This window comes from Pseudomonas sp. BRG-100 (genome assembly GCF_000737955.1).
Taxonomy (GTDB): Bacteria; Pseudomonadota; Gammaproteobacteria; order Pseudomonadales; family Pseudomonadaceae; genus Aquipseudomonas; species Aquipseudomonas synxantha_A.
The window spans coordinates 1,495,820-1,521,276 of sequence record NZ_JPRX01000001.1; the positions used below are offsets into that span (position 1 = coordinate 1,495,820).

Consider the following 25,457-nt stretch of genomic DNA (forward strand, 5'->3'; position numbering starts at 1 on the left):
CTAGTCGATTGGGCGCTTAACCGAAGAAGCTCTGGCCATTCTTGGCCATTTCACGCAGCTTCGCGGTCGGGTGGTACAGCGGGCCCAAATCAGCGTATTTGTCAGCCAGGGCAACGAACTCGGCCACACCGATCGAATCGATGTAGCGCAGTGCACCACCACGGAATGGAGGGAAACCAATACCGTACACCAGGCCCATATCGGCTTCGGCGGCGGTTTCGACGATGCCGTCTTCCAGGCAACGCACGGTTTCCAGGCACAGGGCGATCATCATCCAGTTGATGATGTCCTCGTCCGACACCTCACGCTGTTCGTAGATGACCGGAGCGAGCACTTCGTGCACCGACGGGTCGGCGACTTTCTTCTGCTTGCCCTTCTTGTCGGCCTCGTAGGCGTAGAAGCCCTTGCCGTTCTTCTGGCCCAGGCGCTTGGCCTCGTACAGCGCGTCGATCGCCGAACGGCGGTCGTCTTTCATGCGGTCCGGGAAGCCCTCAGCCATCACGTCGCGGCCGTGGTGGCCGGTGTCGATGCCGACCACGTCCATCAGGTACGCCGGGCCCATGGGCCAGCCGAATTTCTCCATGACCTTGTCGATGCGCACGAAGTCCACACCGGCACTGACCAACTTGGCGAAACCGCCGAAGTAGGGGAACAGCACGCGGTTGACCAAAAAGCCCGGGCAGTCGTTGACCACGATCGGGTTCTTGCCCATTTTCTTGGCGTAGGCAACGGTGGTGGCAACGGCCAGCTCGCTGGACTTCTCGCCACGGATCACTTCCACCAGCGGCATCATGTGCACCGGGTTGAAGAAGTGCATGCCGACGAAGTTTTCCGGACGCTTGAGGGCCTTGGCCAGCAGCGAAATGGAAATTGTCGAGGTGTTGGAGGCCAGGATGGTGTCATCTTTGACCTGGGCTTCCACTTCAGCCAATACCGCCTGCTTGACCTTCGGGTTCTCGACAACCGCTTCGACCACCAGGTCGACGTGGCCGAAATCGCCGTAGGACAGCGTAGGACGAATGCCATTGAGCACTTCGGCCATTTTTGCAGCGGTCATACGACCTTTATCAACGCGGCCCACCAGCAGCTTGGCGGCTTCGGCCAGGCCCTGCTCGATACCGTGCTCGTTGATGTCTTTCATCAGGATCGGCGTGCCTTTGGACGCCGACTGATAGGCGATACCGCCGCCCATGATACCGGCGCCGAGTACGGCAGCCTGTTTCACGTCCTTGGCAATTTCGTCGTAGGCCTTGGCCTTTTTCTTCAGTTCCTGATCGTTCAGGAACAGGCCGATCAGGCTCTGGGCCGCCGAGGTTTTCGCCAGTTTGACGAAGCCTGCCGCTTCCACTTCCAGGGCTTTGTCGCGACCGAAGTTCGCGGCCTTCTGGATGGTCTTGATCGCTTCAACCGGGGCCGGGTAGTTCGGACCGGCCTGGCCTGCCACGAAACCTTTGGCGGTTTCGAACGACATCATCTGTTCGATAGCGTTGAGCTTGAGTTTTTCCAGCTTCGGCTGACGCTTGGCCTTGTAGTCAAATTCGCCGCTGATGGCGCCCTTGATCAGGTTCAGCGCGGCTTCGGCCAGTTTGTCCGGAGCCACCACTGCGTCGACGGCACCGACCTTCAGTGCGTCCTCGGCCTTGTTTTCCTTACCGGCGGCGATCCATTCGATCGCATTGTCGGCACCGATCAGGCGCGGCAGGCGCACGGTACCGCCGAAGCCCGGGTAGATGCCCAGTTTGACTTCCGGCAGGCCGATCTTGGCGGTCGCGGACATGACACGGAAATCCGCTGCCAGGCACATTTCCAGGCCGCCACCCAACGCAATGCCATTGATCGCGGCAACGGTCGGCACGTTGAGGTCTTCGAAATCGCTGAAGATCTTGTTGGCTTCGAGGTTGCCAGCCACCAGCTCGGCATCGGGCAGCTTGAAGTTGTCGACGAATTCGGTGATGTCAGCGCCGACGATAAACACGTCCTTGCCGCTGGAGACGATCACGCCCTTGACCGAAGCATCTGCTTTGATGGTGTCTACGGCCTGACGCAGTTCGTTCAGGGTTAGACGGTTGAACTTGTTGACGGACTCACCCTTGAGGTCGAATTTCAATTCGACGATGCCACTTTCAAGAGCCTTAACCGTGATGGCTTTACCTTCGTAAATCATCAACTGATCTCCACGATATGGAAGCTGAACAGTACACACCGGACGCTGGTCGCTGGTTTGACATTGACAGTTGCATCAATGCTCACGCCAATCAGCCAGGCACACCCGCCAGTGCGATAGTCGGGATTCTGTACGAGTCGTCTGACAGGCAAACGCTCAATTCATACGCCCGTTTGATTTGGGTACGCCACCTTCATCCAATTCCGAGCAATTGTCAATCGCTCCAAAGGCTAGGAAAAACGCGACTTTCCAGTCATTTCAGAACCCGGACCACAGGCAGGCAACCCGTCAATATTCAAATATTCACAAGATCAATAATAGAAAAGATGTGGGAAGCGGCTGTACAGAAAGGGACATACGGCTAGGCTAGCGGGAACTTGCAGATTTACCGGCCTGCCTGGCCACCTCCAGCCCGATGATGAAGTCGGGCTTTTTATTGCCCGGCCTCTGTAGGAGTGTCAGGCCAAGGCCCTGAGCAACGCATCAATATCCTTCAACACACTCATGTCGCCCTTCTCGCCCCAGTACAAGGCGATCATCTGCTTGTCGGCCTCGACCTTGTAGACGTTCGCCGGCAGCGTCGCAAAATACGGCAACAACTTTTCATCCACACACTCTTCGCGCCATTGATTGACCCACACACCCGGCTCCAACTGCCAGTAACTCCAGATGGCCGGCGTGCTCCCACGCCGCGGTCGACAGTACTGCGCACAAGGGCTCGGCGGCTCTTGCTTGAGCCAGTGCGGCCATTCCTGGGGCGCCAACTGCATGGCCAGGCCGATGCGGCGTGCCTCCATGCGCAGGGCCATGCGCCCGCTCTGCCCACGCGACGGGCGCAGCCAGGCCAGGGGGCTTAAAACCACCGCAAGGATTGACACCACTATCCACACCGTCATATGTGTACTCCCGAATTTCTAGATGAGCGGATTTGACCTGACGCAACCCCATCCGCTTGAAAGCAGCCATACTGAACTTATTGCAGTCCCTTGGAGGAACGCCTCATGCCCTACAAACATATTCTGGTCGCTGTCGATCTGACCGAAGAGTGCGATCCGGTGATCAAGCGCGCGCAGGAATCCGCATTGGCCAATGGCGCCATACTGTCGCTGGTGCATATCGTCGAGCCCATGGCCATGGCCTTTGGCGGTGACGTACCGATGGACCTTTCCCAGTTGCAGCAACAACAATTCGACCAGGCCAAGGAGCGCCTGGACCGTTTGATTCTCAAATACCCGCACCTGAAAAAGGAAGACTGCCACCTGACATACGGCCAACCGCGTCAGGAAATCCACCACTTGGCCAAGGAAAAGGCCTGTGACCTGATCGTGGTCGGCAGCCACGGCCGTCATGGCCTGGCACTGTTGCTGGGCTCCACCGCCAATGATGTATTGCACGGCGCGCCTTGCGATGTACTGGCCGTCAAACTGGCAAAGAGTTCGTAAGACCGATGAAGGTCTAATGTGGGAGCTGGCTTGCCTGCGATAGCAGCCTGTCAGTTGATGCATCAGGTGGCTGTTACACCGCTATCGCAGGCAAGCCAGCTCCCACAGTTGAATCGCATTTCATATTAAAAAGCCCGGCGCTCATAGAAGAGTGCCGGGCTTTTTTATTGCGGTGCGATTACTCAGGCATCCAGCTCGGCCCAACGCTCAACCAACGCTTCCAGCTCCTGGTTCAACGTCTCCAGGGAAGCGATGACCTTGGCGGTTTCAGCCGCGGGTCGCAGATAGAAACCGGCGTCAGCCATTTCAGCTTCGACCGCAGCAATCTGCTGTTCCTTGGCATCGATCTCACCCGGCAAGGCTTCCAGCTCACGCTGCAGCTTGTAGCTGAGCTTCTTCTTGGCCGCGGGTGCAGCTTCCTGGGCCGGTGCAGCCTCTTGCACAGGAGTCACCACCGCCGAGGTCAGGTCGGCCTTGCCGGACTTGCTCTCGGTCACGCCCAGCAGACGTGGCGAACCACCCTGACGCAACCAGTCCTGGTAACCACCGACGTATTCGCGCACCTTGCCTTCGCCTTCGAAGACCAGAGTGCTGGTGACCACGTTGTCGAGGAATTCCCGGTCGTGGCTGACCATCAGCACAGTGCCGTTGAACGTCAGCAGCACTTCTTCGAGCAACTCAAGGGTTTCCACATCCAAGTCGTTGGTCGGTTCGTCGAGCACCAGCAGGTTGGCCGGTTTGCTGAACAGCTTGGCCAGCAGCAAACGCGCGCGCTCACCACCAGACAGGGCCTTGACCGGCGTACGTGCACGTTGCGGGCTGAACAGGAAGTCGCCCAGGTAGCTGAGTACGTGGCGGCTCTGGCCGTCGATGTCGATAAAGTCGCGACCTTCGGCGACGTTGTCGATCACGGTCTTTTCCAGGTCCAACTGGTGGCGCAACTGGTCAAAGTAGGCCACATCGATGCGCGTGCCCTCTTCCACCTTGCCGCTGGTCGGCTGCAGACCGCTGAGCATCAGCTTGAGCAAGGTGGTCTTGCCGGTGCCGTTGGCGCCCAGCAGGCCGATACGGTCGCCGCGCTGCAGGACCATGGAGAAGTCCTTGATCAGGAACGGGCCGTCCGGGTGATGGAAGCTGACATTCTCCAGCACCATTACCTGCTTGCCCGACTTGTCGGCGGTGTCCAGCTGGATATTGGCCTTGCCGGTACGCTCGCGGCGCTCACTGCGCTCCACGCGCAAGGCTTTCAAGGCACGTACGCGGCCTTCATTACGGGTGCGACGGGCCTTGATGCCCTGGCGGATCCAGACTTCTTCCTGGGCCAGCTTCTTGTCAAACAGCGCGTTGGCAGTTTCTTCGGCAGCCAGGGCGGCTTCCTTGTGCACCAGGAAGCTGGCGTAGTCGCCGTTCCAGTCGATCAGGCCGCCACGGTCCAGCTCGAGGATGCGCGTGGCCAGGCTCTGCAGGAAAGCACGGTCGTGCGTGATAAACAGCACGGCGCCCTGGAAGTCCTTGATGGCTTCTTCAAGCCAGGCGATGGCGCCGATGTCCAGGTGGTTGGTCGGTTCGTCGAGCAACAGCAGGTCCGGCTCGGACACCAGCGCCTGGGCCAGCAGCACACGGCGACGCCAGCCCCCGGACAATTCGGCGAGGGTCTTGTCGGCCGGCAGTTGCAGGCGGCTCAGGGTGCTGTCCACCAGTTGCTGCAAGCGCCAGCCATCACGGGCTTCGAGGTCTTGCTGGACGTGCATCAGCTTGTCTAGGTCTTCCTCGGTGACGCAGTTCTGCGCCAGGTGATGGTATTGCGCGAGCAACTCGCCGACGCCGTCCAGACCTTCGGCAACCACGTCGAACACTGTCCGTCCGTCGGCCACCGGCAATTCTTGCGGCAATTCGCCGATCTTGAGGCCCGGGGCACGCCAGACAGAGCCGTCATCAGGCTTCTGGTCGCCTTTTACCAGCTTCATCATGCTGGACTTGCCGGTGCCGTTGCGGCCGATGATGCACACCCGCTCACCACGGGCGATCTGCCAGGACACCTTGTCCAACAACGGCATGGCGCCGAAAGCAAGGGACACATCGCTGAATTTGAGCAGGGTCATACGCTTCTCCAAAAACTGGGCGCGCATTCTACCTGACTTGAGGGTGGGATGCGGTCGGCATTTTCTCTATTGACACGTTCTGTAGGACATTTCCGGCGAACTTGAACGAACCAGACGGCAAAGCTTTCGCGGGCCGCTGGCAAAAGGCTAAGCTAGAGGCAATCAGTGTCGGCAGTGCCGGTGCTAGTCGTGATTTCTCTGCACGGACGTCTCATGCGCAGTCGCCTTTTCAACTTTTTATCTTGTCTGCTTCTTTCCGCCACTGCCGTTCAAACCGCCCAGGCGGTGGACCTCACCACCCAACGTCAGTATTACGATCAAGCCAAACGCGCCCTGGCCAAGGGCGACAGCGGCCCGTACATGCAATACAGCCAGGCCCTGGCCGACTACCCGCTCACGCCGTACCTGGCGTATGACGAGCTGACTGCACGCCTGAAAACCGCGAGCAACGAGGAAATCGAACAGTTCCTCGCCAAACACGGCGACCTGCCCCAGGCCAACTGGATGAAACTGCGTTGGCTGCGCTGGCTGGCCGAGCGTGGCGATTGGCAGACCTTTGAAAAGTACTACGACACCAAGCTCAATTTCGTCGAGCTGGACTGCCTGCATGGCCAGTACCAGCTCAGCCACAATCTGAAGGCTGAAGGCTACAAGACCGCCGAAAAATTGTGGATGACCGGCAAATCCCAGCCCGCCGCCTGTGACGCCACCTTCGGCCAATGGGCCGCTGCCGGCCAACTGACCGAACAGAAGATTTGGGACCGCACCAAGCTCGCCGCCGAAGCCCGCAATTACGCGCTGGCCAACAGCCTGGTGAAGACCCTGCCAACCCTCGGCGTCCAAGGCCGCCTGATGGTGGATGTGGCGCAAAAGCCTGACATGCTCAGCGATCCGTCACGCTTCCTGCCGGCCACCGAGGCGATGTCTGACGCCGTCGGCCTGGGCCTGCGCCGCCTGGCCCGCCAGGATCCGGACAAGGCCATGGCCCTGCTCGACGGCTACGCCAGCAGCATGCACTTCTCCCGTGACGAAAAGGTGTCGATTGCCCGCGAGATTGGCCTGACCCTGGCCAAGCGCTTCGACCCACGTGCGCTGGACGTGATGACCAAGTACGACCCGGAACTGCGCGACAACACCGTGTCCGAATGGCGCCTGCGCCTGCTGTTGCGCCTGGCACGCTGGGAAGATGCCTACCAGTTGACCCGCAAACTCCCGCAAGACCTGGCCACCACCAACCGCTGGCGCTACTGGCAGGCCCGCAGCCTGGAACTGGCCGAGCCGAAAAACCCGCAGGCCCTGGTGCTGTACAAAAACGTGGCCAAGGAACGGGACTTCTACGGCTTCCTCGCCGCTGACCGTTCCAAATCCCCTTACCAGTTGAACAACAAACCGCTGGTGATGAGCCAGGCGTTGGTCAACAAGGTACGCAATACTCCTGGGGTGCGCCGTGCGCTGGAGTTCTACGCCCGTGGCCAGATCGTGGACGGTCGCCGTGAGTGGTACCACGTCAGCCGGCACTTCAACCGTGACGAGATGGTCGCCCAGGCCAAGCTGGCCTACGACATGAAGTGGTACTTCCCGGCGATCCGTACCATCAGCCAGGCGCAGTACTGGGACGACCTGGACATCCGTTTCCCGATGGCGCACCGCGACACATTGGTGCGCGAAGCCAAAGTGCGCGGCCTGCATTCAAGCTGGATATTTGCCATTACCCGTCAGGAAAGCGCGTTTATGGACGATGCCCGCTCCGGCGTTGGCGCCAGCGGCCTGATGCAACTGATGCCCGGCACCGCCAAGGAAACTGCACGCAAATTCAGCATCCCCCTGGCCTCCCCGGCCCAGGTGCTGGACCCGGATAAAAATATCCAGCTCGGCGCCGCCTACCTGAGCCAGGTGCACAGCCAGTTCAACGGCAACCGTGTGCTCGCTTCCGCCGCCTACAACGCCGGCCCCGGCCGCGTGCGCCAATGGCTGCGCGGTGCAGACCACCTGAGCTTCGATGTGTGGGTTGAAAGCATCCCGTTCGACGAAACCCGCCAGTATGTGCAGAACGTGCTGTCTTATTCGGTGATCTACGGGCAGAAGCTCAATTCACCGCAGCCGCTGGTGGATTGGCATGAGCGGTACTTCGACGACCAGTAAGGCACTGAACCTGCTTCCAATGTGGGAGGGGGCTTGCTCCCGATAGCGGTGGGTCAGCAACAAAACTGCTGATTGACACTCTGCTATCGGGAGCAAGCCCCCTCTCACATTGGTATTTCTGCAATGCTTGTGGCGCTAGTGATCTGCGCTGAACTGCAGCGCCGCCAACCGCGCATACAGTGGATTGCTCGCAATCAACTCCTGGTGCGTGCCCACCGCCACCAGTTTGCCCTGATCCATCACCGCTATTCGATCGGCATTCTTGACGGTCGCCAGACGGTGAGCGATCACCAGTGTGGTTCTTCCTTGCATCAATTGCGGCAGTGCTTGCTGGATCAGGTGCTCACTCTGCGCGTCGAGGGCGCTGGTGGCTTCGTCCAGCAGCAGGATCGGCGCGTCGACCAACAAGGCGCGGGCGATGGCCAGGCGTTGGCGCTGGCCGCCAGAGAGGCCCAGGCCACCGTCGCCGAGGTGGGTCTGGTAGCCGTCGGGCATCTGCAGGATGAAATCGTGGGCGTGGGCGATGCGCGCAGCGGCTTCGACCTGGGACATGGTGGCGGACGGGTTGCCGTAGCGAATGTTGTCCTCGACGCTGCCGAAAAACAGCGCCGGGCTCTGGGACACCAGTGCAAAGTGGCGACGCAGGTCCAGGGGGTCCAGCTCGGTCAGCGGGTGGCCTTCGAGCAGGATGCGCCCTTGCTGGGGATCGTAGAAGCGCAGCAGCAGGTCGAAGATTGTCGATTTACCCGCGCCTGATGGGCCTACCAGCGCCAGGGTTTCGCCGGGATTGATGGTCAGGTTCAAGCCATCAATGGCGTAACTGTCCGGCCGTGAGGGGTAGCAAAAGCGCAGATCTTGCAGCTCCATGCGGCCACTGACCCGCTGCGGCAAGCGTTCGCTGCCATCGGCCGGCGCCTGGATGTCGTTGCTCGACTGCAACAGCTCACCGATACGCTCGGCCGCACCGGCAGCGCGCTGCAACTCGCCGAGCACTTCGCTCAGAGTGCCAACCGCACTGCCGACTATCAGGCTATAGAACACAAACGCCGCCAGCTCACCGCCGGAAATGCGCCCGCTGATCACGTCCATGCCGCCTACCCATAGCATCACGCCCACGGCGCCGAGCACCAGCATGATCACCAGGGTTATCAGCCAGGAGCGTTGCAGGATGCGTTTACGTGCGGTGGTGAACGCGTCCTCCACGGTAACAGCGAAACGCTGTTCGTCCTGCACCTGGTGGTTGTAGGCCTGCACCGTTTTGATCTGGCCCAAGGTCTCGGCGACATAGCTGCCGACGTCGGCGATACGATCCTGGCTCAGACGCGACAGGCTGCGCACCCGGCGCCCGAAGATCAGGATCGGCGCCAGTACCAGCGGCAGCGCCACCACCACGATGCTGGTGAGCTTGGGGTTGGTGATGAACAGCAACACGATGCCGCCGATGACCATCAGGGCGTTGCGCAGGAACAGCGACAGCGATGAGCCGATCACCGATTGCAGCAACGTGGTATCGGTGGTCAGCCGCGACTGGATCTCCGAGCTGCGGTTGTTCTCATAGAAGCCTGGGTGCAGGTAGATCAAGTGATTGAACACTTGCCGGCGAATATCGGCCACCACGCGCTCGCCAATCCACGACACCAGGTAAAACCGCGTGAACGTACCCACAGCCAGGCCCAGTACCAGCACCATGAACAAGCCGATGGACTGGTTGAGCAAGTGCGGTGACTGGGTCATGAAACCCTGGTCGACCAGAAGGCGAATGCCCTGCCCCATGGACAAGGTGATGCCGGCGGTGACGATCAGCGCCAGCAAGGCGCCCAGGGCCTGCCAGCGGTAGGGCGCAATAAAGCGGCTGGCCAGGCGGATCGCACGGCGTTGACGGGTTGAGAGCATGGAAGGCACCACCAATGAGGAATCTGTACTTCAACATTGGGGGAACTTGCGCAAATAACAATGAGTCAGGTTAATTATGCCCGCCGATACAGGCCGCTAGAGGCTATCGGTCTAAGACTCATCTGGAAATATGTACCGGTTTCTGGTGGACTGGGTGTTCGAACCGATGAGCGTGCAAGGAGTTGTAACAGCGCGTTCATGCGGGGGATTTAAGATAGGTACACAACCTGATGAGGAGACAGGCCATGACCTTGCAAGATAGCAGCAACGCCAAGATTGAAGTGATCCGCCAGCAGCAGGTGTTGCCTTGCTCGTATATCGATGCCAAGGGCCACGAAGTGCAGATTACCGAAGAGATGATCCAGCAAGCCTGCAGCGAGCTGGAACAGCGACTGGTCAAACCTGCCCAGCAAGGCTGAAGTGCCCACGCTCTTTCAAACCCGGCCCAGGTGGCCGGGTTTTTTATGGGTGTTTACAGCGTTTCAGCGCCCAGAGCCGAAACGATAGCCGACAGCGCCGTCGACTCGCCCTTGATGCGCACTTTCAGGCCATCTATCTCACGGCGCTGCGGGTAGTGCTTGCGCAGCAAATCGAAGGACTGGCGCTGCTCCTGCACGGTCCCCACCAGGCTGCGACGAAAATCTGCATCATCACGGCGCGGGTCGTACACGCTGCGGCACAGGGCCGCCAGTGCCCAGGCCGGATCGGTTGAAGCGTTAAGGTGGACTTCGTCCAGCCACGGTGCCGGCAATAAATCACTGAGCTGAACGCTCGGTTCGTGGCCCAGGTGCGCGCAAAATGCCTGGTAGATCTGCGCGGTGCCGCGCTGCTTGCCATCGAGGCTGTAGCCGGCGATATGCGGCGTGGCCAGCACGCACAGGTCAGCCAGGTCGACGTCCACTTGCGGCTCGCCTTCCCACACATCCAGCACCGCTTGCAGGTCTTCGCGGGCCAGCAGCACCTCGCGCAGCGCGGCGTTGTCCACCACCGCGCCACGGCTGGCGTTGATCAGCCAGGTGCCGGGCTTGAGTTGCTCCAGGCGCTGGCGGTCGAATAAATGCCAGGTGGCGCCATTGCCGGACTTGATCAGCGGCGTGTGCAAGCTGATCACATCGCACTGCTCGATGATCTGTTGCAGGCTGACGTAGTCGCCGTCCTCGGCGATCTGGCGCGGCGGGTCGCACACCAGCACGTTCCAACCCAGGCCCTTGAGGACCTTGACCAGTCGCCCGCCCACCTCACCGGCACCAACGACACCGTAGGTGCGCGAGCCCAACTCGACGCCTTCGATTTCGGCCAGGGTGTGCAAGCTGCCGAGTACGTAATCCACAACCCCCCGCGCATTGCAGCCAGGCGCGCTGGCCCACTGGATCCCTGCCCGCTTGAAAAAGTCCAGGTCCAGATGGTCGGTGCCGATGGTGCAGGTGCCGACAAAGCGTACGTTGCTGCCTTCGAGCAGGGCACGGTTGACGTTGGTCACCGAGCGCACCAGCAGCACGTCGGCCTGCTCGACGGTAGCGCGGTCGATGGACCGCCCAGGCACGCGGCGAATCTCGCCAAACCCCTGGAAAAAGTCATCAAGCAGCGGAATATTCTCGTCGGCAACAATCAGCATGGCAGGCTCCTTTGGCGGATCAGCAGTGTACAGGCATGGGATTCAACTAACACAACAGATCCCTGTGGGACTGCATTACAAATCAGCAACACAGGTTTTTTCCTGACCACTGCGTCAAAGCGTAGAATCCGCCGTCCTTGCGACTGCTTTTTTATTGGACACCTGTACGTGAACACTGCCACCGCTACCCTTTCCCGCCCCGCCCGCATCAGCCGGGAAGTGCGCGGCCTGCTGACGCTGGCCTTGCCGATCATGATCGGCCAATTGGCAACTACTGCGATGAGTTTTGTCGATGCGGTGATGGCCGGGCGTGTCAGCCCCCAGGACCTTGCGGCGGTCGGCCTGGGTAACTCGATCTGGATCCCGGTGTACCTGCTGATGACCGGCACCTTGCTGGCCACCACGCCGAAAGTGGCCGAGCGCTATGGCGCGGGCAAACTCACCGAGATCGGGCCGTTGGTGCGCCAATCGTTGTGGTTGGCCGTGGTGGTCGGCCTCTGCGGTGCGGTGCTGTTGCTGTGTGCCGAGCCCATCCTGCATGCGATGAAGGTCGAGCCAGACCTGATCGAGCCGTCCATGGGTTACCTGCATGGCATCGCCGCGGGGATGCCGGCAATTGCGCTGTATTACGTGCTGCGCTGCTTCAGTGATGGCCTGGGCCGTACGCGGCCGAGCATGGTCATGGGCCTGTGCGGTCTGGCGCTGAATATTCCGCTGAACTACATCTTCATCTACGGCCACTTCGGCGTACCGGCCATGGGCGGCGTGGGTTGCGGCTGGGCCACGGCCATTGCGATGTGGGTGATGATGCTCGGCCTGGCTGGCTGGACGCGCTGGGGCCCGGTGTACCAGAGCAGCGAACTGTTCAAGCGCTTTGACTGGCCGAAATGGGCGGTGATCAAGCGCATCCTGGGCATCGGCCTGCCGATTGGCGTAGCGATCTTCGCCGAGTCGAGCATATTCGCGGTGATTGCCCTGTTGCTTGGCAGCCTGGGCGCCACCGTGGTTTCCGGCCATCAGATCGCGTTGAATGTCAGTTCTTTGGTATTCATGATCCCCTACTCCCTGAGCATGGCCGTGACCGTGCGCGTCGGCCAGGCCCTGGGGCGTGGCGAACCGCGTGAAGCGCGCTTCGCCGCCGGGGTCGGCATGGGCACTGCACTGGCCTATGCGTGCCTGTCGTGCAGCCTGATGCTGGTGTTTCGTGAGCAGATCGCGGCGATCTACACGCCCGACCCGGTGGTCATCCACCTGGCGTCGATGCTGATTGTGTTCTCGGCGCTGTTCCAGTTCTCCGACTCGATTCAGGTCACTGCCGCCGGTGCTTTGCGCGGCTACCAGGACACCCGGGTGACCATGGTGCTGACCTTGTTCGCCTATTGGGGCGTGGGGCTGCCGGTGGGTTATGCCCTAGGGCTGACCGACTGGCTCGGCGAACCCAGCGGCCCAAGCGGTTTATGGCAAGGGCTGATCGTGGGTTTGAGCTGTGCGGCGGGGATGTTGCTGGTGCGCCTGGCGCGCAGTGCACGCCGGCGCATTCGTGCCGAAAAGGCGCTGGCTTAATCGGCTTTCTTGCGGATCCAGTACAGGTAGGTGCCAGCATCTTCCTGTTGATCCACCAGTTCGTGGTCAAGAAACACGCAGAATTTGGGAATATCACGACGGGTCGACGGGTCGGTGGCGATCACCTTGAGCAAGCCGCCCGCCGGCAGGTCACGGATGTGCTGGTGCAGCATCATCACCGGCTCCGGGCAGTTGAGGCCGGTGGCGTCGAGGGTGCCGTCTACGGGTAAATCAACACTCATACTTCACTCCTGAAACAGGCCCGCTCTTATGTGGGAGCGGGCTTGCCCGCGATGACGGGGGCACATTCAACATACATTTCGACTGTTATACCGCTTTCGCAGGCAAGCCAGCTCCCACAATTATTATCAGCGGCTTTTGGATTTCTTTACGTCTATCAGACGACGCAAGTGGCACGTCACTTCCTCTCGGTCGTGGTACAGCTGCTTGCAACCGATTTCCACCCGTATGCCACGCGCCTTGAAGCCCTCTTCGATGCGTTCGAGCAGGCGCTTCACTTCGGCGTAACGCTGCTTCATCGGCAACTTCAGGTTGACCACCGCCTCACGGCAATGCCCCTCGCCGATCCAGGTTTCCAGCAGCGCCGCGTTGCGCGCAGGCTTCTCGACGATATCGCAGACCATCCAGTCCACCGGCTGCTTGGGCACGAAGGTGAAGCCATCAGCCATCAAGTGCTGCACCAGGCCGGTGTCCATCAGGCTTTCGGCCATGGGGCCGTTGTCGATGGCGGTGACCAGCATGCCACGGTTGACCAGTTGCCAGGTCCAACCGCCCGGCGCTGCGCCGAGGTCGACGCCGGTCATATCACCGTGCAGGCGCTCGTCCCATTGGTCACGGGGGATAAAGTGATGCCAGGCCTCTTCCAGCTTCAAGGTCGAGCGGCTGGGCGCGTCACGCGGGAACTTGAGGCGCGGGATGCCCATCGGCCACATTGCCGAGTTGTTCGACTCGGCCAGCCCCATGAACACTTCGCGGCCGCTCTTGAAGGTCAGCAACAGGCGCGGCTTGCTCGGGTCGTCCACCAGCTTGCCGGCGCCCAGCAGGGCTTTGCGCAGGTGCACTTCGAATTTTTTGCAAAAGTTGGAGAGTTCCTTGCCGTCATTGGTGTCGACCATTTCCAACCATAGGCTGCCGCACACCGGGAAGTCGCGCAGGTGGGTAAGGATCACGCTGATGCGGTCGGTTTCCGGCAGGTCGATAAACACCCCGCGTGCCCACTGCCTTGGGAAGATCAGCTCGGCGAAGCGCTGGCCGTGCATCAAGCGCTGGGCGCCGTCTTCTTCCGTGCAGACAAATTCGGCGCAGGCGCTGCCGGTCTTGGCCTTGGCGTAGCCGGACACGTTCAGGCGCGCGGCGTGTTCCGCGATCTCGGAACAGACTTCGCCTTCAAAACCCGGGCGGCAGTGCATAAAAAGGGTGTTCATCTACTCTCCTGGTGAATCAACTGACCTTGCGCTATCGCAATGCCTGTCATGAAAACGCGCGCATGATAGCCGAGTTCGGAACCTTGGGCTCGGCGATAGAGTCCAGTTATTAGCCTGCTAATGAAAACAGCGCTAACGTGTTAGCTCTGTTCGTCCCGCCAGGTCCGTGGCCGTGCGGACCATAAGGAGTCATGTAATGTCATCCCTTGATAGCCTGAGAACCCTTAAGACACTGCAAATAGAAAGCAAGACCTACCACTACTTCAGCCTGCCCGAAGCCGCCAAGAGCCTGGGTGATCTGGACAAGCTGCCGATGTCGCTCAAGGTACTGCTGGAAAACCTGCTGCGCTGGGAAGATGCCAAGACCGTTACCGGCACCGACCTCAAAGCCATCGCCGCCTGGCTCAAAGAGCGCCAGTCGGACCGCGAGATCCAGTATCGCCCCGCCCGCGTGCTGATGCAGGACTTTACCGGCGTACCCGCGGTGGTCGACCTGGCCGCCATGCGCGCCGCCGTGGCCAAGGCCGGCGGTGACCCGCAGCGCATCAACCCGCTGTCACCGGTGGACCTGGTGATTGACCACTCGGTGATGGTCGACAAGTTCGGTACCACCAGCGCCTTTGAGCAGAACGTTGACATCGAAATGCAGCGCAACGGCGAACGCTACGCCTTCCTGCGCTGGGGCCAGAGCGCCTTTGACAACTTCAGCGTCGTGCCACCTGGCACCGGCATCTGTCACCAGGTGAACCTGGAATACCTGGGCCGCACCGTGTGGACCAAGGACGAAGACGGCCGCACGTACGCCTTCCCCGACACCCTGGTCGGCACCGACTCCCATACCACCATGATCAACGGCCTCGGCGTACTCGGCTGGGGCGTGGGTGGGATCGAAGCCGAAGCGGCCATGCTCGGCCAGCCGGTGTCGATGCTGATTCCGGAGGTCATCGGCTTCAAGCTCACCGGCAAGCTCAAGGAAGGCATCACCGCCACCGACCTGGTGCTCACCGTTACACAAATGCTGCGCAAGAAAGGCGTAGTGGGCAAGTTCGTCGAGTTCTACGGCGACGGCCTGGCCGACCTGCCCCTGGCCGACCGCGCCACCATCGCCAACATGGCGCCGGAGTACGGCGCTACCTGTGGCTTTTTCCCAGTGGATGAGGTGACGCTGGACTACCTGCGCCTGTCCGGCCGCCCGGCTGAGACGGTCAAACTGGTGGAGGCCTACACCAAGGCCCAGGGCCTGTGGCGCAACGCCGGCCAGGAACCGGTGTTCACCGACACCCTGGCCCTGGACATGGGCAGCGTCGAAGCCAGCCTCGCCGGGCCCAAGCGCCCCCAAGACCGGGTATCCCTGCCGAATGTCGGCCAAGCGTTCAGCGACTTCCTCGACCTGCAATTCAAACCCACCAGCAAAGAAGAGGGCCGCCTGGAAAGTGAAGGCGGTGGCGGCGTGGCCGTGGGCAACGCCGATCTGGTCGGCGAGGCCGATTATGAATACGAAGGCAACACCTATCGCCTGAAAAACGGCGCGGTGGTGATCGCCGCCATCACCTCCTGCACCAACACCTCCAACCCCAGCGTAATGATGGCGGCCGGGTTGGTGGCGAAAAAGGCCGTGGAAAAGGGCCTGACCCGCAAACCTTGGGTCAAGACCTCGCTGGCCCCAGGCTCCAAGGTGGTCACCGATTATTACAAAGCCGCGGGCCTCACCCAGTACCTCGACAAGCTCGGTTTTGACCTGGTGGGCTACGGCTGCACCACCTGTATCGGTAACTCCGGGCCGTTGCCCGAGCCTATCGAAAAAGCCATCCAGAAGGCCGACCTCGCTGTGGCCTCGGTGCTGTCGGGTAACCGCAACTTCGAAGGCCGCGTGCACCCGCTGGTGAAAACCAACTGGCTGGCCTCGCCGCCCCTGGTAGTCGCCTATGCGTTGGCCGGCACCGTGCGCATCGACATCAGCAGCGAACCGCTGGGTAACGATCAGAGCGGAAACCCGGTGTACCTGAAAGATATCTGGCCCAGCAGCCAGGAAATCGCCGACGCGGTGGCCCAGGTCAGCACCAGCATGTTCCACAAGGAATACGCCGAGGTGTTCGCCGGTGACGAGCAATGGCAGGCGATTGAAGTGCCGCAGGCAGCGACCTACGTGTGGCAAAAGGACTCCACCTACATCCAGCACCCACCGTTCTTCGATGACATTGCCGGCCCGCTGCCGGTGATCAAGGACGTCAAGGGCGCCAACATCCTGGCCCTGCTCGGTGATTCGGTGACCACCGACCACATCTCCCCTGCCGGCAATATCAAGACCGACAGCCCGGCCGGACGCTACCTGCGCGAGCAAGGGGTGGAACCGCGTGACTTCAACTCCTACGGCTCGCGCCGGGGCAACCATGAAGTGATGATGCGCGGCACCTTTGCCAACATCCGTATCCGCAATGAAATGCTGGGCGGCGAGGAAGGCGGCAACACGTTGTATATCCCCACCGGGGAAAAAATGGCGATCTACGATGCATCCATGAAGTACCAGGCTTCCGGCACGCCGCTGGTGGTGATCGCAGGCCAGGAATACGGCACCGGTTCCAGCCGCGACTGGGCGGCCAAGGGTACCAACCTGCTGGGGGTCAAGGCGGTGATCGCCGAGAGTTTCGAGCGTATCCACCGCTCCAACCTGGTGGGCATGGGCGTGTTGCCGTTGCAGTTCAAGCTGGACCAGAACCGCAAGACGCTCAAGCTCACCGGCAAGGAGAAGATCGACATCCTCGGGCTGACCGATGCCGAGGTCGAACCGCGCATGAACCTGACGTTGATGATCACTCGGGAAGATGGCAGCAGCGAGAAGGTTGAGGTGCTGTGCCGGATTGATACCTTGAATGAAGTGGAGTACTTCAAAGCGGGTGGGATCTTGCACTACGTATTGCGGCAGTTGATCGCGTCATAAGCAACACTGCAAACCAATGTGGGAGGGGGCTTGCTCCCGATGGCGGTATGTCAGGTTAAATATCTATACCTGATCCACCGCTATCGGGAGCAAGCCCCCTCCCACATTTGGCTGCATTTCAAGTCAAGAAATCACAATCAGCCGAACAACCACTTCCACAACAGCACCAACACCACCACCGCCAGCACCGGCCGCGCAATGCGGTACGCCTTGGGATGCTTGCGCTTCCACTGCTTGACCTGGCCACTGAACTTGTCGCTGAAGGTCTTGCTCCAGGCATAGGCCTGGTTGATGCCGCCCACGCGTTCGTCGTCGAGGTTCTGCGGCGCAGTAGCACGGCCCAGCTGCTTGCTGACCCAGCGGTTGACGCGGGTCATCACACGGTTGCTCAACGGCCGTTCGATGTCGCAGAACAGGATCACGCGGGTCTGCTCGGTTTCGTTCTTCACCCAGTGCACGTAGGTTTCGTCGAACATCACGTCTTCACCGTCGCGCCAGGCGTAGACCTGGCCGTCGACGAAGATGCGGCAGTCGTCAGAGTTCGGCGTGGACAGCCCCAGGTGATAACGCAACGAACCGGCGAAGGGGTCACGGTGCGGGTTGAGGTGGCTGCCGCCTGGCAACAGCGCGAACATGGCGCCCTTGACGTTGGGGATGCTGCTGACCAGGGCCACGGTTTTGGGGCACAGGGCCTCGGCCGATGGCAGGGGTTTGTCGTACCACTTGAGGTAGAAGCGCTTCCAGCCTTTCTTGAAGAACGAACCGAAACCGGCGTCGTTGTTCTTTTCGGCGGCGCGGATGTAGCCCTCGTCGAACAGGTGCATGGCCTCTTCGCGGATCACTTCCCAGTTGTCCTTGAGCACGTCCAGTTCCGGGAACTTGCTGCGGTCCAGGTACGGCTTGGACGGCACCGCGGAAAACAGGTACATCAAGGCGTTATACGGGGCGAACAGCGCCGAATGGTTGACGAACTGGCGCAGCATCGGCAAACGGGCCTTGCCACGCAGGTGCACATACAGCGTGCTGCCGATAAACAGCAGCAACACCGACAGTTTGGCGGCCAAAGAAAAGGTCATGCAGCAACTCCTGGAAATAAGCGCCTGGCCGGCAAACTTGCGTCAACGGGAAACCAGACGTAACAGCCGGCCATGATAAACACTTGAGCCATTATGCAGAAGGCCCACGCCGACCGGATGACTTACATCAACCTTGTGGGACCGCTTTGAAGATCAGGCCTGGTTTTCCTGGTCGGTAAACACATCGCTGAACAACATGCTCGACAGGTAGCGCTCGCCGGAGTCCGGCAAAATCACCACGATGGTCTTGCCTTGCATTTCCGGCTTCTCGGCCAGGCGTACTGCCACAGCCATGGCGGCACCGCAGGAGATACCGCACAAGATACCCTCTTCCTGCATCAGGCGCAGGGCCATGGCCTTGGACTCTTCGTCGGTCGCCAACTCCACGCGGTCGACCATCGACAGATCGAGGTTTTTTGGCACAAACCCGGCGCCGATACCCTGGATCTTGTGGGGGCTGGGCTTGATTTCTTCCCCCGCCAAGGCCTGGGTGATCACCGGGGAAACCATGGGTTCCACGGCCACCGACAGGATCGGCTTGCCCGCAGTGTTCTTGATATAGCGTGACACCCCGGTGATGGTGCCGCCGGTCCCCACGCCCGCCACCAGCACATCCACGGCGCCGTCGGTGTCGTTCCAGATTTCCGGGCCGGTGGTTTTCTCGTGGATCGCAGGGTTGGCCGGGTTTTCGAACTGGGCCGGCATAAAGTAGGTGGTCGGGTCGCCGGCGAGGATTTCACCGGCCTTTTCGATGGCGCCCTTCATGCCCTTGGCCGGCTCGGTCAGCACCAGCTCGGCGCCCAGGGCCTTGAGCACTTTGCGGCGCTCAAGGCTCATGGACGCCGGCATGGTCAGCAGCAATTTATAGCCACGGGCCGCCGCGACAAACGCCAGGCCGATACCGGTATTGCCGGAAGTCGGCTCGACAATGGTCATGCCTGGCTTGAGCTTGCCGCTGCTTTCGGCATCCCAGATCATGCTTGCGCCAATGCGGCACTTCACTGAATAACTCGGGTTACGCCCTTCGATCTTGGCCAGAATCGTCACGCCACGCGGTGCGATGCGGTTGATCTGAACCAGGGGCGTGTTACCGATGGAATGCGCGTTGTCTGCAAAGATACGGCTCATGAGGGATCCTGTTGGCGACTTTGAAGAAGGTCCCAAGGGTATGCCTGGTTCTCCAGGGCGTCCAGACGGGGGAACGTTGCGTTCATCAGAACAGTCAATCTCCTACAAGCAAGGAGAACTGCCCCATGAAACGTCGTTACAGTTGGCCGTTAGGGACAATCGCCGCTCTGGTGCTGGTCCTGATTGCCTTGAATATCGCGCTGCCCTACCTGGTGCGCAATTACCTGAACGAGAAACTCGCCAACATGGGCGATTACCGCGGCGAAATCGCCGATGTGGATCTGGCCCTGTGGCGCGGCGCCTACCGGATCAACGGCTTGCAAATCGTCAAGGTGGACGGCAAGGTCCCGGTGCCGTTCGTGAAGGCGCCGCTGATCGAGTTCGCCGTGAGCTGGCATTCACTCTGGTACGACCACGCCGTCGTGGCCGAGGGGCATTTTGTGCATCCGCAGATCAACTTCGTCGATGGCGGTGCCAACAAGCAGGCGTCCCAGACGGGTAAAGGCACCGACTGGCAGGAACAACTGCGCAAGTTGCTGCCGATCACCCTCAATGAAGTGCGCATCGAAGACGGCGAGATTGCCTTCCATAACTTCAGCTCCAAGCCCCGGGTCAATATCAACGCCACTGGGGTCAACGCCAGCTTCTACAACCTGACCAATGTGGTGGATGTCAAAGGCAAGCGCGACGCCCGCTTCGAAGGCAAGGCACTGCTGCAAGGCCAGGCGCCGCTGGAGGCCAATGCCACCTTTGATCCGCTGAGCGATTTCGAAGAATTCGAGTTCCGCTTCCGCGCCCGCGACCTGCAACTCAAGCGCATGAACGACTTTGCATCGGCCTATGGCAAGTTCGACTTCAAGGCCGGCACGGGCGACGTGGTGATCGAAGCCCAGGCTGAAAATGGCCGACTCACCGGCTACATCAAGCCGCTGCTGCGTGACGTAGAGGTGTTTGACTGGCAACAAGATGTTGAAAACAAGGACAAGAATATCTTCCGCTCAATCTGGGAGGCCGTGGTCGGAGCCAGCGAGACGGTGCTGAAAAACCAGCGCAAAAACCAGTTCGCCACCCGTGTGGAGCTCAGCGGTAGCGTGCACCAGCAGAATGTCAGTGCGTTTTCTGCGGTGATCGCAATTCTGCGCAATGGGTTTATCCAGGCGTTCAATGCCCGGTATGAACAACCCAAGCCATCGGCGGATTGAGCCTGACCCGCCATTCAGAGACTGAATGCCCCGTCTGCGTTCACAGTCGCCGGGCCTGCGGGGTATAGTCGGGGCATTGATGAATCCGAGGAATGACCGATGAAGTTCGAAGGCACCCAGGCCTATGTGGCTACCGATGACCTGAAACTGGCCGTCAACGCCGCCATCACCCTGGAGCGGCCATTGCTGGTCAAGGGCGAACCGGGCACTGGCAAGACCATGCTTGCCGAGCAACTGGCCGAGTCCTTCGGCGCCAAGTTGATCACCTGGCACATCAAGTCCACCACCAAGGCGCATCAGGGCCTCTACGAGTACGACGCAGTGAGCCGCCTGCGCGATTCGCAACTGGGCGTGGACAAGGTTCACGACGTGCGCAATTACCTGAAAAAGGGCAAGCTCTGGGAAGCCTTCGAGTCCGAGGAGCGGGTGATCCTGCTGATCGACGAAATCGACAAGGCCGACATCGAGTTCCCCAACGACCTGTTGCAGGAACTCGACAAAATGGAGTTCTACGTCTACGAAATCGACGAGACCATCAAGGCCAAGAAGCGCCCGATCATCATCATTACCTCCAACAACGAAAAAGAGCTGCCGGATGCATTCCTGCGCCGCTGCTTCTTCCACTACATCGCCTTCCCCGACCGCACCACCCTGCAAAAAATCGTGGATGTGCACTACCCGGACATCAAGAAAGACCTGGTCAGCGAAGCGCTGGACGTGTTCTTCGATGTGCGCAAGGTTCCGGGCCTGAAGAAGAAGCCTTCCACGTCCGAACTGGTCGACTGGCTCAAGCTGCTGATGGCCGACAATATTGGCGAAGCGGTGCTGCGCGAGCGCGACCCGACCAAGGCCATCCCACCGCTGGCCGGCGCTTTGGTGAAAAACGAGCAGGATGTGCAATTGCTGGAACGGCTGGCGTTCATGAGCCGCCGCGGTAATCGCTGATGCTGCTCAACCTGTTCAATGAAATGCGTGCGGCCAAGGTGCCGGTGTCGGTGCGCGAGCTGCTGGACCTGATCAACGCGCTGAAACAGCGCGTGACCTTCGCTGACATGGACGAGTTCTACTACTTGGCCCGAGCGATACTGGTCAAGGACGAGCGGCATTTCGACAAGTTCGACCGTGCCTTCGGTGCCTATTTCAATGGCCTGGAAAAACTCGATGACCATTTGCAGGCGCTGATACCCGAAGAGTGGCTGCGCAAGGAATTCGAACGTTCGCTGAGCGATGAAGAACGCGCGCAGATCCAGTCCCTCGGCGGCCTCGACAAGCTGATCGAGGAATTCAAGAAACGCCTGGAAGAACAGAAAGAACGCCATGCCGGCGGCAACAAATGGATCGGCACTGGCGGCACCAGCCCGTTCGGTTCCGGTGGCTACAACCCCGAAGGCATTCGCGTCGGTGACGCCGGCAAGCGCCAGGGCAAGGCGGTGAAAGTCTGGGATCAGCGCGAGTACAAGAACCTCGACGATCAGGTGGAACTGGGCACGCGCAACATCAAGATCGCCCTGCGCCGCCTGCGCAAGTTTGCACGTCAGGGTGCGGCCGAAGAGCTGGATATCGACGGCACCATCGACCACACCGCACGCGATGCCGGCTTGCTGAATATCCAGATGCGCCCCGAACGCCGCAACACCATCAAGCTGTTGCTGCTATTCGACATCGGCGGCTCGATGGACGCCCACGTGAAGATCTGCGAAGAGTTGTTCTCGGCGTGCAAGACCGAGTTCAAGCACCTGGAGTACTTCTACTTCCATAACTTCGTGTACGAGTCGGTATGGAAGAACAACCAGCGCCGCACCTCGGAGCGCACCTCCACCCAGGACCTGCTGCACAAGTACGGCGCCGACTACAAAGTGATCTTTATTGGCGATGCAGCCATGGCGCCCTATGAAATCACCCAGGCCGGCGGCAGCGTCGAGCACTGGAACGAGGAGCCGGGGTATGTGTGGATGCAGCGCTTCATGGCCAAGTACAAGAAGCTGATATGGATTAACCCCTACCCGAAAGATACCTGGGGCTATACGGCCTCGACGGGGATTGTGCGGGAGTTGGTGGAGGACCAGATGTACCCGCTGACGCTGCGCGGGCTGGAAGAAGGTATGCGTTTTCTCTCGAAATAGGCGGTGTTTTGACCGGCCTCATCGCAGGCAAGCCAGCTCCCACATGTTGACTGCATTTCAAGGTTGGAATGCATTCCTCTGTGGGAGCTGGCTTGCCTGCGATGCTTTTAGCGATCGGCAAACCGCTGCAAAAACTTGGTGTGCTGCCGATGCGCCGCCTCCTGCACCACCGGTGCCAACCGCACCTTCTCCCCCGGCAAACACTGCGCCAGCCGCGCCAAGGATAGAGGCGTCAACGCGCCCAACCGCGGATAACCGCCGATCGTCTGCCGGTCATTGAGCAACACAATCGGCTGCCCATCCGGGGGCACCTGGATCGCGCCCAACGGAATCCCTTCGGAAATCAACGACGGCCCCTGGTACTGCAACGGCGTGCCGAGCAAGCGCATACCCATGCGGTCGGCGCGGCTGTCCAGCGCCCATTCGGTGTTGAAGGCGTCGAATAAACTCTGCCCGCTGAACTGGCCGATCTGCGCGCCGATAATCACGTCCAGTGAGGCACCGGATTGCAACTCCGGCTTGGCCAGCACCTTCATTGCACCGCCCGTACCGGAATAAGCCAACCGCCCGCCTTCAGCCAATGCCTTGCCGAAACCGTCCACTCCGCCCAGTTCCTCACGTACCACCGTGGCACAACTGCCAAGTACAGACGGAGCATCGAACCCACCGGGCGCCGCCAGATAAGCGCGTGCCCCATTGAACGGCTGGGTAAAGCGCAGTCGCTGGCCCTTTTGCAGGATAAAACTGCGACCGGGGCTAATGGCGCGCTCATCGATATAGGCGCCCAGGTCTGCACCGGCCAGTGCCAGCAGGCAATAATCCTCGGCCTGCACGGTGAAACCACCCAGGGTGATCTCCACCACCGGCGCATCCAGGGCATTGCCCAAGAGCCAGTTAGCCCAGGACATCGACACCCAGTCCAGTGCGCCGCCCTGGGTTACACCCAGGTGGCGCACGCCAAAACGCCCGGCGTCCTGCAACAGGCACAGCGGCGTGCTGGCCTCGATCATCAAGCGGCTCATGCCAGCGCCTCCAACGGCGTGTCATCGCCACCCAGGTTGACGAATTCGGTGTGGCTGACCGGGGCGAAGCGCACCGTGTCGCCGGGCTGCATCAGGCTGTAGCCGTCGCGCTCACGGTCGAAGAGATTGGCCGGGGTGCGGCCGATCAGGTTCCAGCCGCCCGGGGACACCACCGGGTACGCAGCAGTTTGCCGTTCGGCAATGCCGACGCTGCCAGCGGCCACGCGTTTGCGCGGCGTGTTGAGGCGCGGTGTGGCGAGGCTTTCATCCACCAGGCCCATAAAGGCAAAACCCGGCGCGAAACCAAGGGCGAACACCTGGTATTCATGGGCGCTGTGGCGGCGGATCACGTCCTCTACCGTCAGCCCGCTGCGCTGGGACAACAGGGTCAACTCCGGGCCGACGCTCAGGTCGTACCACACCGGCAGCACGTGGCACTGGCCGCTGCCCTGGGCCTGGGGTTGCAGGTCCGTGAGCGCAAGGTCGATCAGCTCCCGAGCCTGTGTCGGGGTCAGCTCCCTGAGGTCGTAATGCACCATCAAGGTGGTGTAGGACGGCACCAGATCCACCAGCGCCGTGCCGAACTCTGCGCGCAAACGCTGCGTGGCAGCGAGCATCCACGGCATGTTGGCCTCGGCAATCACCTCAAACAGACGCACCATCAGGCAGTCGATGGCCACCACTTCAATGCGTGGCTTCATGCTGTATGCAACGCTTGGCGGATACGCTGCACCGCGGCCACCGAGCTGGCGTTGTCGCCATGCACGCACAAGGTATCGGCCTGCAAGGCCAACGGGCTGCCGTCGCTGGCGACCAATGCCGCGCCACGGGAAATGGTCAGGGCCTGCTGCACGATAGTGTCGCTGTCGTGGTGCACCGCGCCGGGCAACTGGCGGGAAACCAGATGGCCCTTGCTGTCGTAGGCGCGATCGGCAAAGGCTTCGAACCACAGGGTCACACCGTATTCGTCACCCACAGCTTGGGCGGCGCTGTTGTCACGGGTAGCCAGCAGCATCAGCGGCAGGTCGCCGTAGGCGGCCACGGCCTGGATCACCGCACGCAACTGCGCGGGGTTGGCCATCATGTCGTTGTACATCGCACCGTGGGGTTTCACGTAGCTGACGCGTCCGCCCTGGACCCGGCAGATGCCGTCCAGCGCACCGATCTGGTAATGCAACAGATCCTGGATTTCCTGCGGTGTGTAGTTCATTGACCGTCGGCCAAAGCCTTGCAGGTCTTGATAGGCCGGGTGAGCGCCCACTTGCACGCCATGCTTGAACGCCAGGCTGACGGTCTTGCGCATGATGCTCGGGTCGCCAGCATGGAAACCGCAGGCCACGTTGGCGCAATCAATGAACGGCATGACTTCGGCGTCCAGACCCATGGTCCAGTTGCCAAAGCTTTCGCCAATGTCGCAGTTCAGTAGCAGGCGGCTCACGGTGGTCGCTCCTGTAGGTTTTGTTTTTTTGTAGTGTGGGATTTATTACACAGAACTCGCAACTTGTCCTGGCACCCCAACGACGCTTATCGTGGAACGGCTCGATTTTTGGCGCTTGCCCGGTGCGACGTCCAACTAATAAAAACCGATCCATGCATAAGAAA

Annotated in this window: 20 protein-coding genes; 8 read left to right on the plus strand and 12 right to left on the minus strand. The window is 60.7% G+C overall.

Features of this window, described 5'->3' with window-relative positions:
• Positions 1-16: 16 nt before the first annotated feature.
• Positions 17-2,164, minus strand: coding sequence for a fatty acid oxidation complex subunit alpha FadB (gene fadB / locus JH25_RS20775; RefSeq protein WP_005786151.1), 2,148 nt, complete (start codon positions 2,162-2,164; stop codon positions 17-19).
• Positions 2,165-2,622: 458 nt separating this feature from the next.
• Positions 2,623-3,060, minus strand: a complete 438-nt coding sequence (locus JH25_RS20770; protein ID WP_032877219.1) for a hypothetical protein — start codon at positions 3,058-3,060, stop codon at positions 2,623-2,625.
• A gap of 105 nt (positions 3,061-3,165) precedes the next feature.
• Here JH25_RS20770 and JH25_RS20765 point away from each other — a divergent pair, with 105 nt between their 5' ends.
• A complete protein-coding gene (locus tag JH25_RS20765; RefSeq protein WP_005786147.1) occupies positions 3,166-3,606 on the plus strand; it encodes a universal stress protein in 441 nt (146 codons plus the stop codon).
• 182 nt (positions 3,607-3,788) lie between these two features.
• Here JH25_RS20765 and JH25_RS20760 read toward each other — a convergent pair whose 3' ends face one another.
• On the minus strand, positions 3,789-5,708 hold the full coding sequence (locus tag JH25_RS20760) for an ATP-binding cassette domain-containing protein (RefSeq protein WP_032877220.1): 1,920 nt from the start codon (positions 5,706-5,708) through the stop codon (positions 3,789-3,791).
• A gap of 213 nt (positions 5,709-5,921) precedes the next feature.
• Here JH25_RS20760 and JH25_RS20755 point away from each other — a divergent pair, with 213 nt between their 5' ends.
• The gene (locus tag JH25_RS20755) at positions 5,922-7,850 is read left to right on the plus strand and encodes a transglycosylase SLT domain-containing protein (RefSeq protein WP_005786144.1); all 1,929 of its coding nucleotides are present in this window, start codon (positions 5,922-5,924) and stop codon (positions 7,848-7,850) included.
• A gap of 135 nt (positions 7,851-7,985) precedes the next feature.
• Here JH25_RS20755 and JH25_RS20750 read toward each other — a convergent pair whose 3' ends face one another.
• Complete coding sequence (locus JH25_RS20750; protein WP_164699552.1) at positions 7,986-9,752, minus strand: ABC transporter transmembrane domain-containing protein; 1,767 nt, start codon at positions 9,750-9,752, stop codon at positions 7,986-7,988.
• 236 nt (positions 9,753-9,988) lie between these two features.
• On the opposite strand from JH25_RS20750, the gene JH25_RS28585 reads away from it, so the two are divergent.
• Positions 9,989-10,162: a PA1571 family protein gene (locus tag JH25_RS28585; RefSeq protein ID WP_005786139.1), complete on the plus strand. Its 174-nt coding sequence runs from the start codon at positions 9,989-9,991 to the stop codon at positions 10,160-10,162.
• 53 nt (positions 10,163-10,215) lie between these two features.
• On the opposite strand, the gene pdxB is transcribed toward JH25_RS28585, so the two are convergent.
• Positions 10,216-11,358: a 4-phosphoerythronate dehydrogenase PdxB gene (gene pdxB, locus JH25_RS20740; RefSeq protein ID WP_032877222.1), complete on the minus strand. Its 1,143-nt coding sequence runs from the start codon at positions 11,356-11,358 to the stop codon at positions 10,216-10,218.
• Positions 11,359-11,526: 168 nt separating this feature from the next.
• Here pdxB and JH25_RS20735 point away from each other — a divergent pair, with 168 nt between their 5' ends.
• Positions 11,527-12,921 (plus strand): MATE family efflux transporter, encoded by a 1,395-nt coding sequence (locus JH25_RS20735; protein WP_032877223.1) that lies wholly within the window; start codon positions 11,527-11,529, stop codon positions 12,919-12,921.
• Here the strand turns inward: JH25_RS20735 and tusA are convergent.
• Both tusA and rlmM read right to left on the minus strand, forming a co-directional pair.
• Positions 12,918-13,163 (minus strand): sulfurtransferase TusA, encoded by a 246-nt coding sequence (gene tusA / locus JH25_RS20730; RefSeq protein WP_032877224.1) that lies wholly within the window; start codon positions 13,161-13,163, stop codon positions 12,918-12,920. The two genes, JH25_RS20735 and tusA, sit on opposite strands and share 4 nt — an antisense overlap.
• Positions 13,164-13,289: 126 nt before the next feature.
• Complete coding sequence (gene rlmM / locus JH25_RS20725) at positions 13,290-14,366, minus strand: 23S rRNA (cytidine(2498)-2'-O)-methyltransferase RlmM (RefSeq protein ID WP_032877225.1); 1,077 nt, start codon at positions 14,364-14,366, stop codon at positions 13,290-13,292.
• A 196-nt stretch (positions 14,367-14,562) separates the two neighbouring features.
• Here rlmM and acnA point away from each other — a divergent pair, with 196 nt between their 5' ends.
• Positions 14,563-17,304 carry an aconitate hydratase AcnA gene (acnA, locus tag JH25_RS20720; protein WP_032877226.1) on the plus strand — a complete coding sequence of 914 codons (2,742 nt, stop codon included), beginning with the start codon at positions 14,563-14,565 and terminating at the stop codon, positions 17,302-17,304.
• Positions 17,305-17,441: 137 nt separating this feature from the next.
• Here the strand turns inward: acnA and JH25_RS20715 are convergent, their stop codons facing one another.
• Positions 17,442-18,380, minus strand: coding sequence for an aspartyl/asparaginyl beta-hydroxylase domain-containing protein (locus JH25_RS20715; protein ID WP_032877227.1), 939 nt, complete (start codon positions 18,378-18,380; stop codon positions 17,442-17,444).
• Between the two features lie 153 nt (positions 18,381-18,533).
• Positions 18,534-19,508, minus strand: a complete 975-nt coding sequence (gene cysK / locus JH25_RS20710) for a cysteine synthase A (protein WP_032877228.1) — start codon at positions 19,506-19,508, stop codon at positions 18,534-18,536.
• Positions 19,509-19,633: 125 nt separating this feature from the next.
• On the opposite strand from cysK, the gene JH25_RS20705 reads away from it, so the two are divergent.
• From JH25_RS20705 to JH25_RS20695, 3 genes are all read left to right on the plus strand, one after another.
• Complete coding sequence (locus JH25_RS20705) at positions 19,634-20,710, plus strand: DUF748 domain-containing protein (protein WP_032877229.1); 1,077 nt, start codon at positions 19,634-19,636, stop codon at positions 20,708-20,710.
• A gap of 99 nt (positions 20,711-20,809) precedes the next feature.
• Positions 20,810-21,655, plus strand: coding sequence for an AAA family ATPase (locus JH25_RS20700; protein ID WP_003210690.1), 846 nt, complete (start codon positions 20,810-20,812; stop codon positions 21,653-21,655).
• Positions 21,655-22,833, plus strand: coding sequence for a vWA domain-containing protein (locus JH25_RS20695; protein ID WP_003189625.1), 1,179 nt, complete (start codon positions 21,655-21,657; stop codon positions 22,831-22,833). The genes JH25_RS20700 and JH25_RS20695 overlap by 1 nt, the downstream gene beginning before the upstream one ends.
• A 107-nt stretch (positions 22,834-22,940) precedes the next feature.
• Here the strand turns inward: JH25_RS20695 and JH25_RS20690 are convergent, their stop codons facing one another.
• From JH25_RS20690 to JH25_RS20680, 3 genes are read right to left on the minus strand one after another with little or no spacing between them, the layout of a single operon-like run.
• The gene (locus JH25_RS20690; protein WP_032877230.1) at positions 22,941-23,855 is read right to left on the minus strand and encodes a biotin-dependent carboxyltransferase family protein; all 915 of its coding nucleotides are present in this window, start codon (positions 23,853-23,855) and stop codon (positions 22,941-22,943) included.
• The gene (gene pxpB / locus JH25_RS20685) at positions 23,852-24,556 is read right to left on the minus strand and encodes a 5-oxoprolinase subunit PxpB (protein WP_032877231.1); all 705 of its coding nucleotides are present in this window, start codon (positions 24,554-24,556) and stop codon (positions 23,852-23,854) included. Before pxpB ends, JH25_RS20690 begins: the two co-directional genes overlap by 4 nt.
• Positions 24,553-25,293, minus strand: a complete 741-nt coding sequence (locus JH25_RS20680; protein WP_032877232.1) for a 5-oxoprolinase subunit PxpA — start codon at positions 25,291-25,293, stop codon at positions 24,553-24,555. The genes pxpB and JH25_RS20680 overlap by 4 nt, the downstream gene beginning before the upstream one ends.
• Positions 25,294-25,457 lie beyond the last annotated feature (164 nt).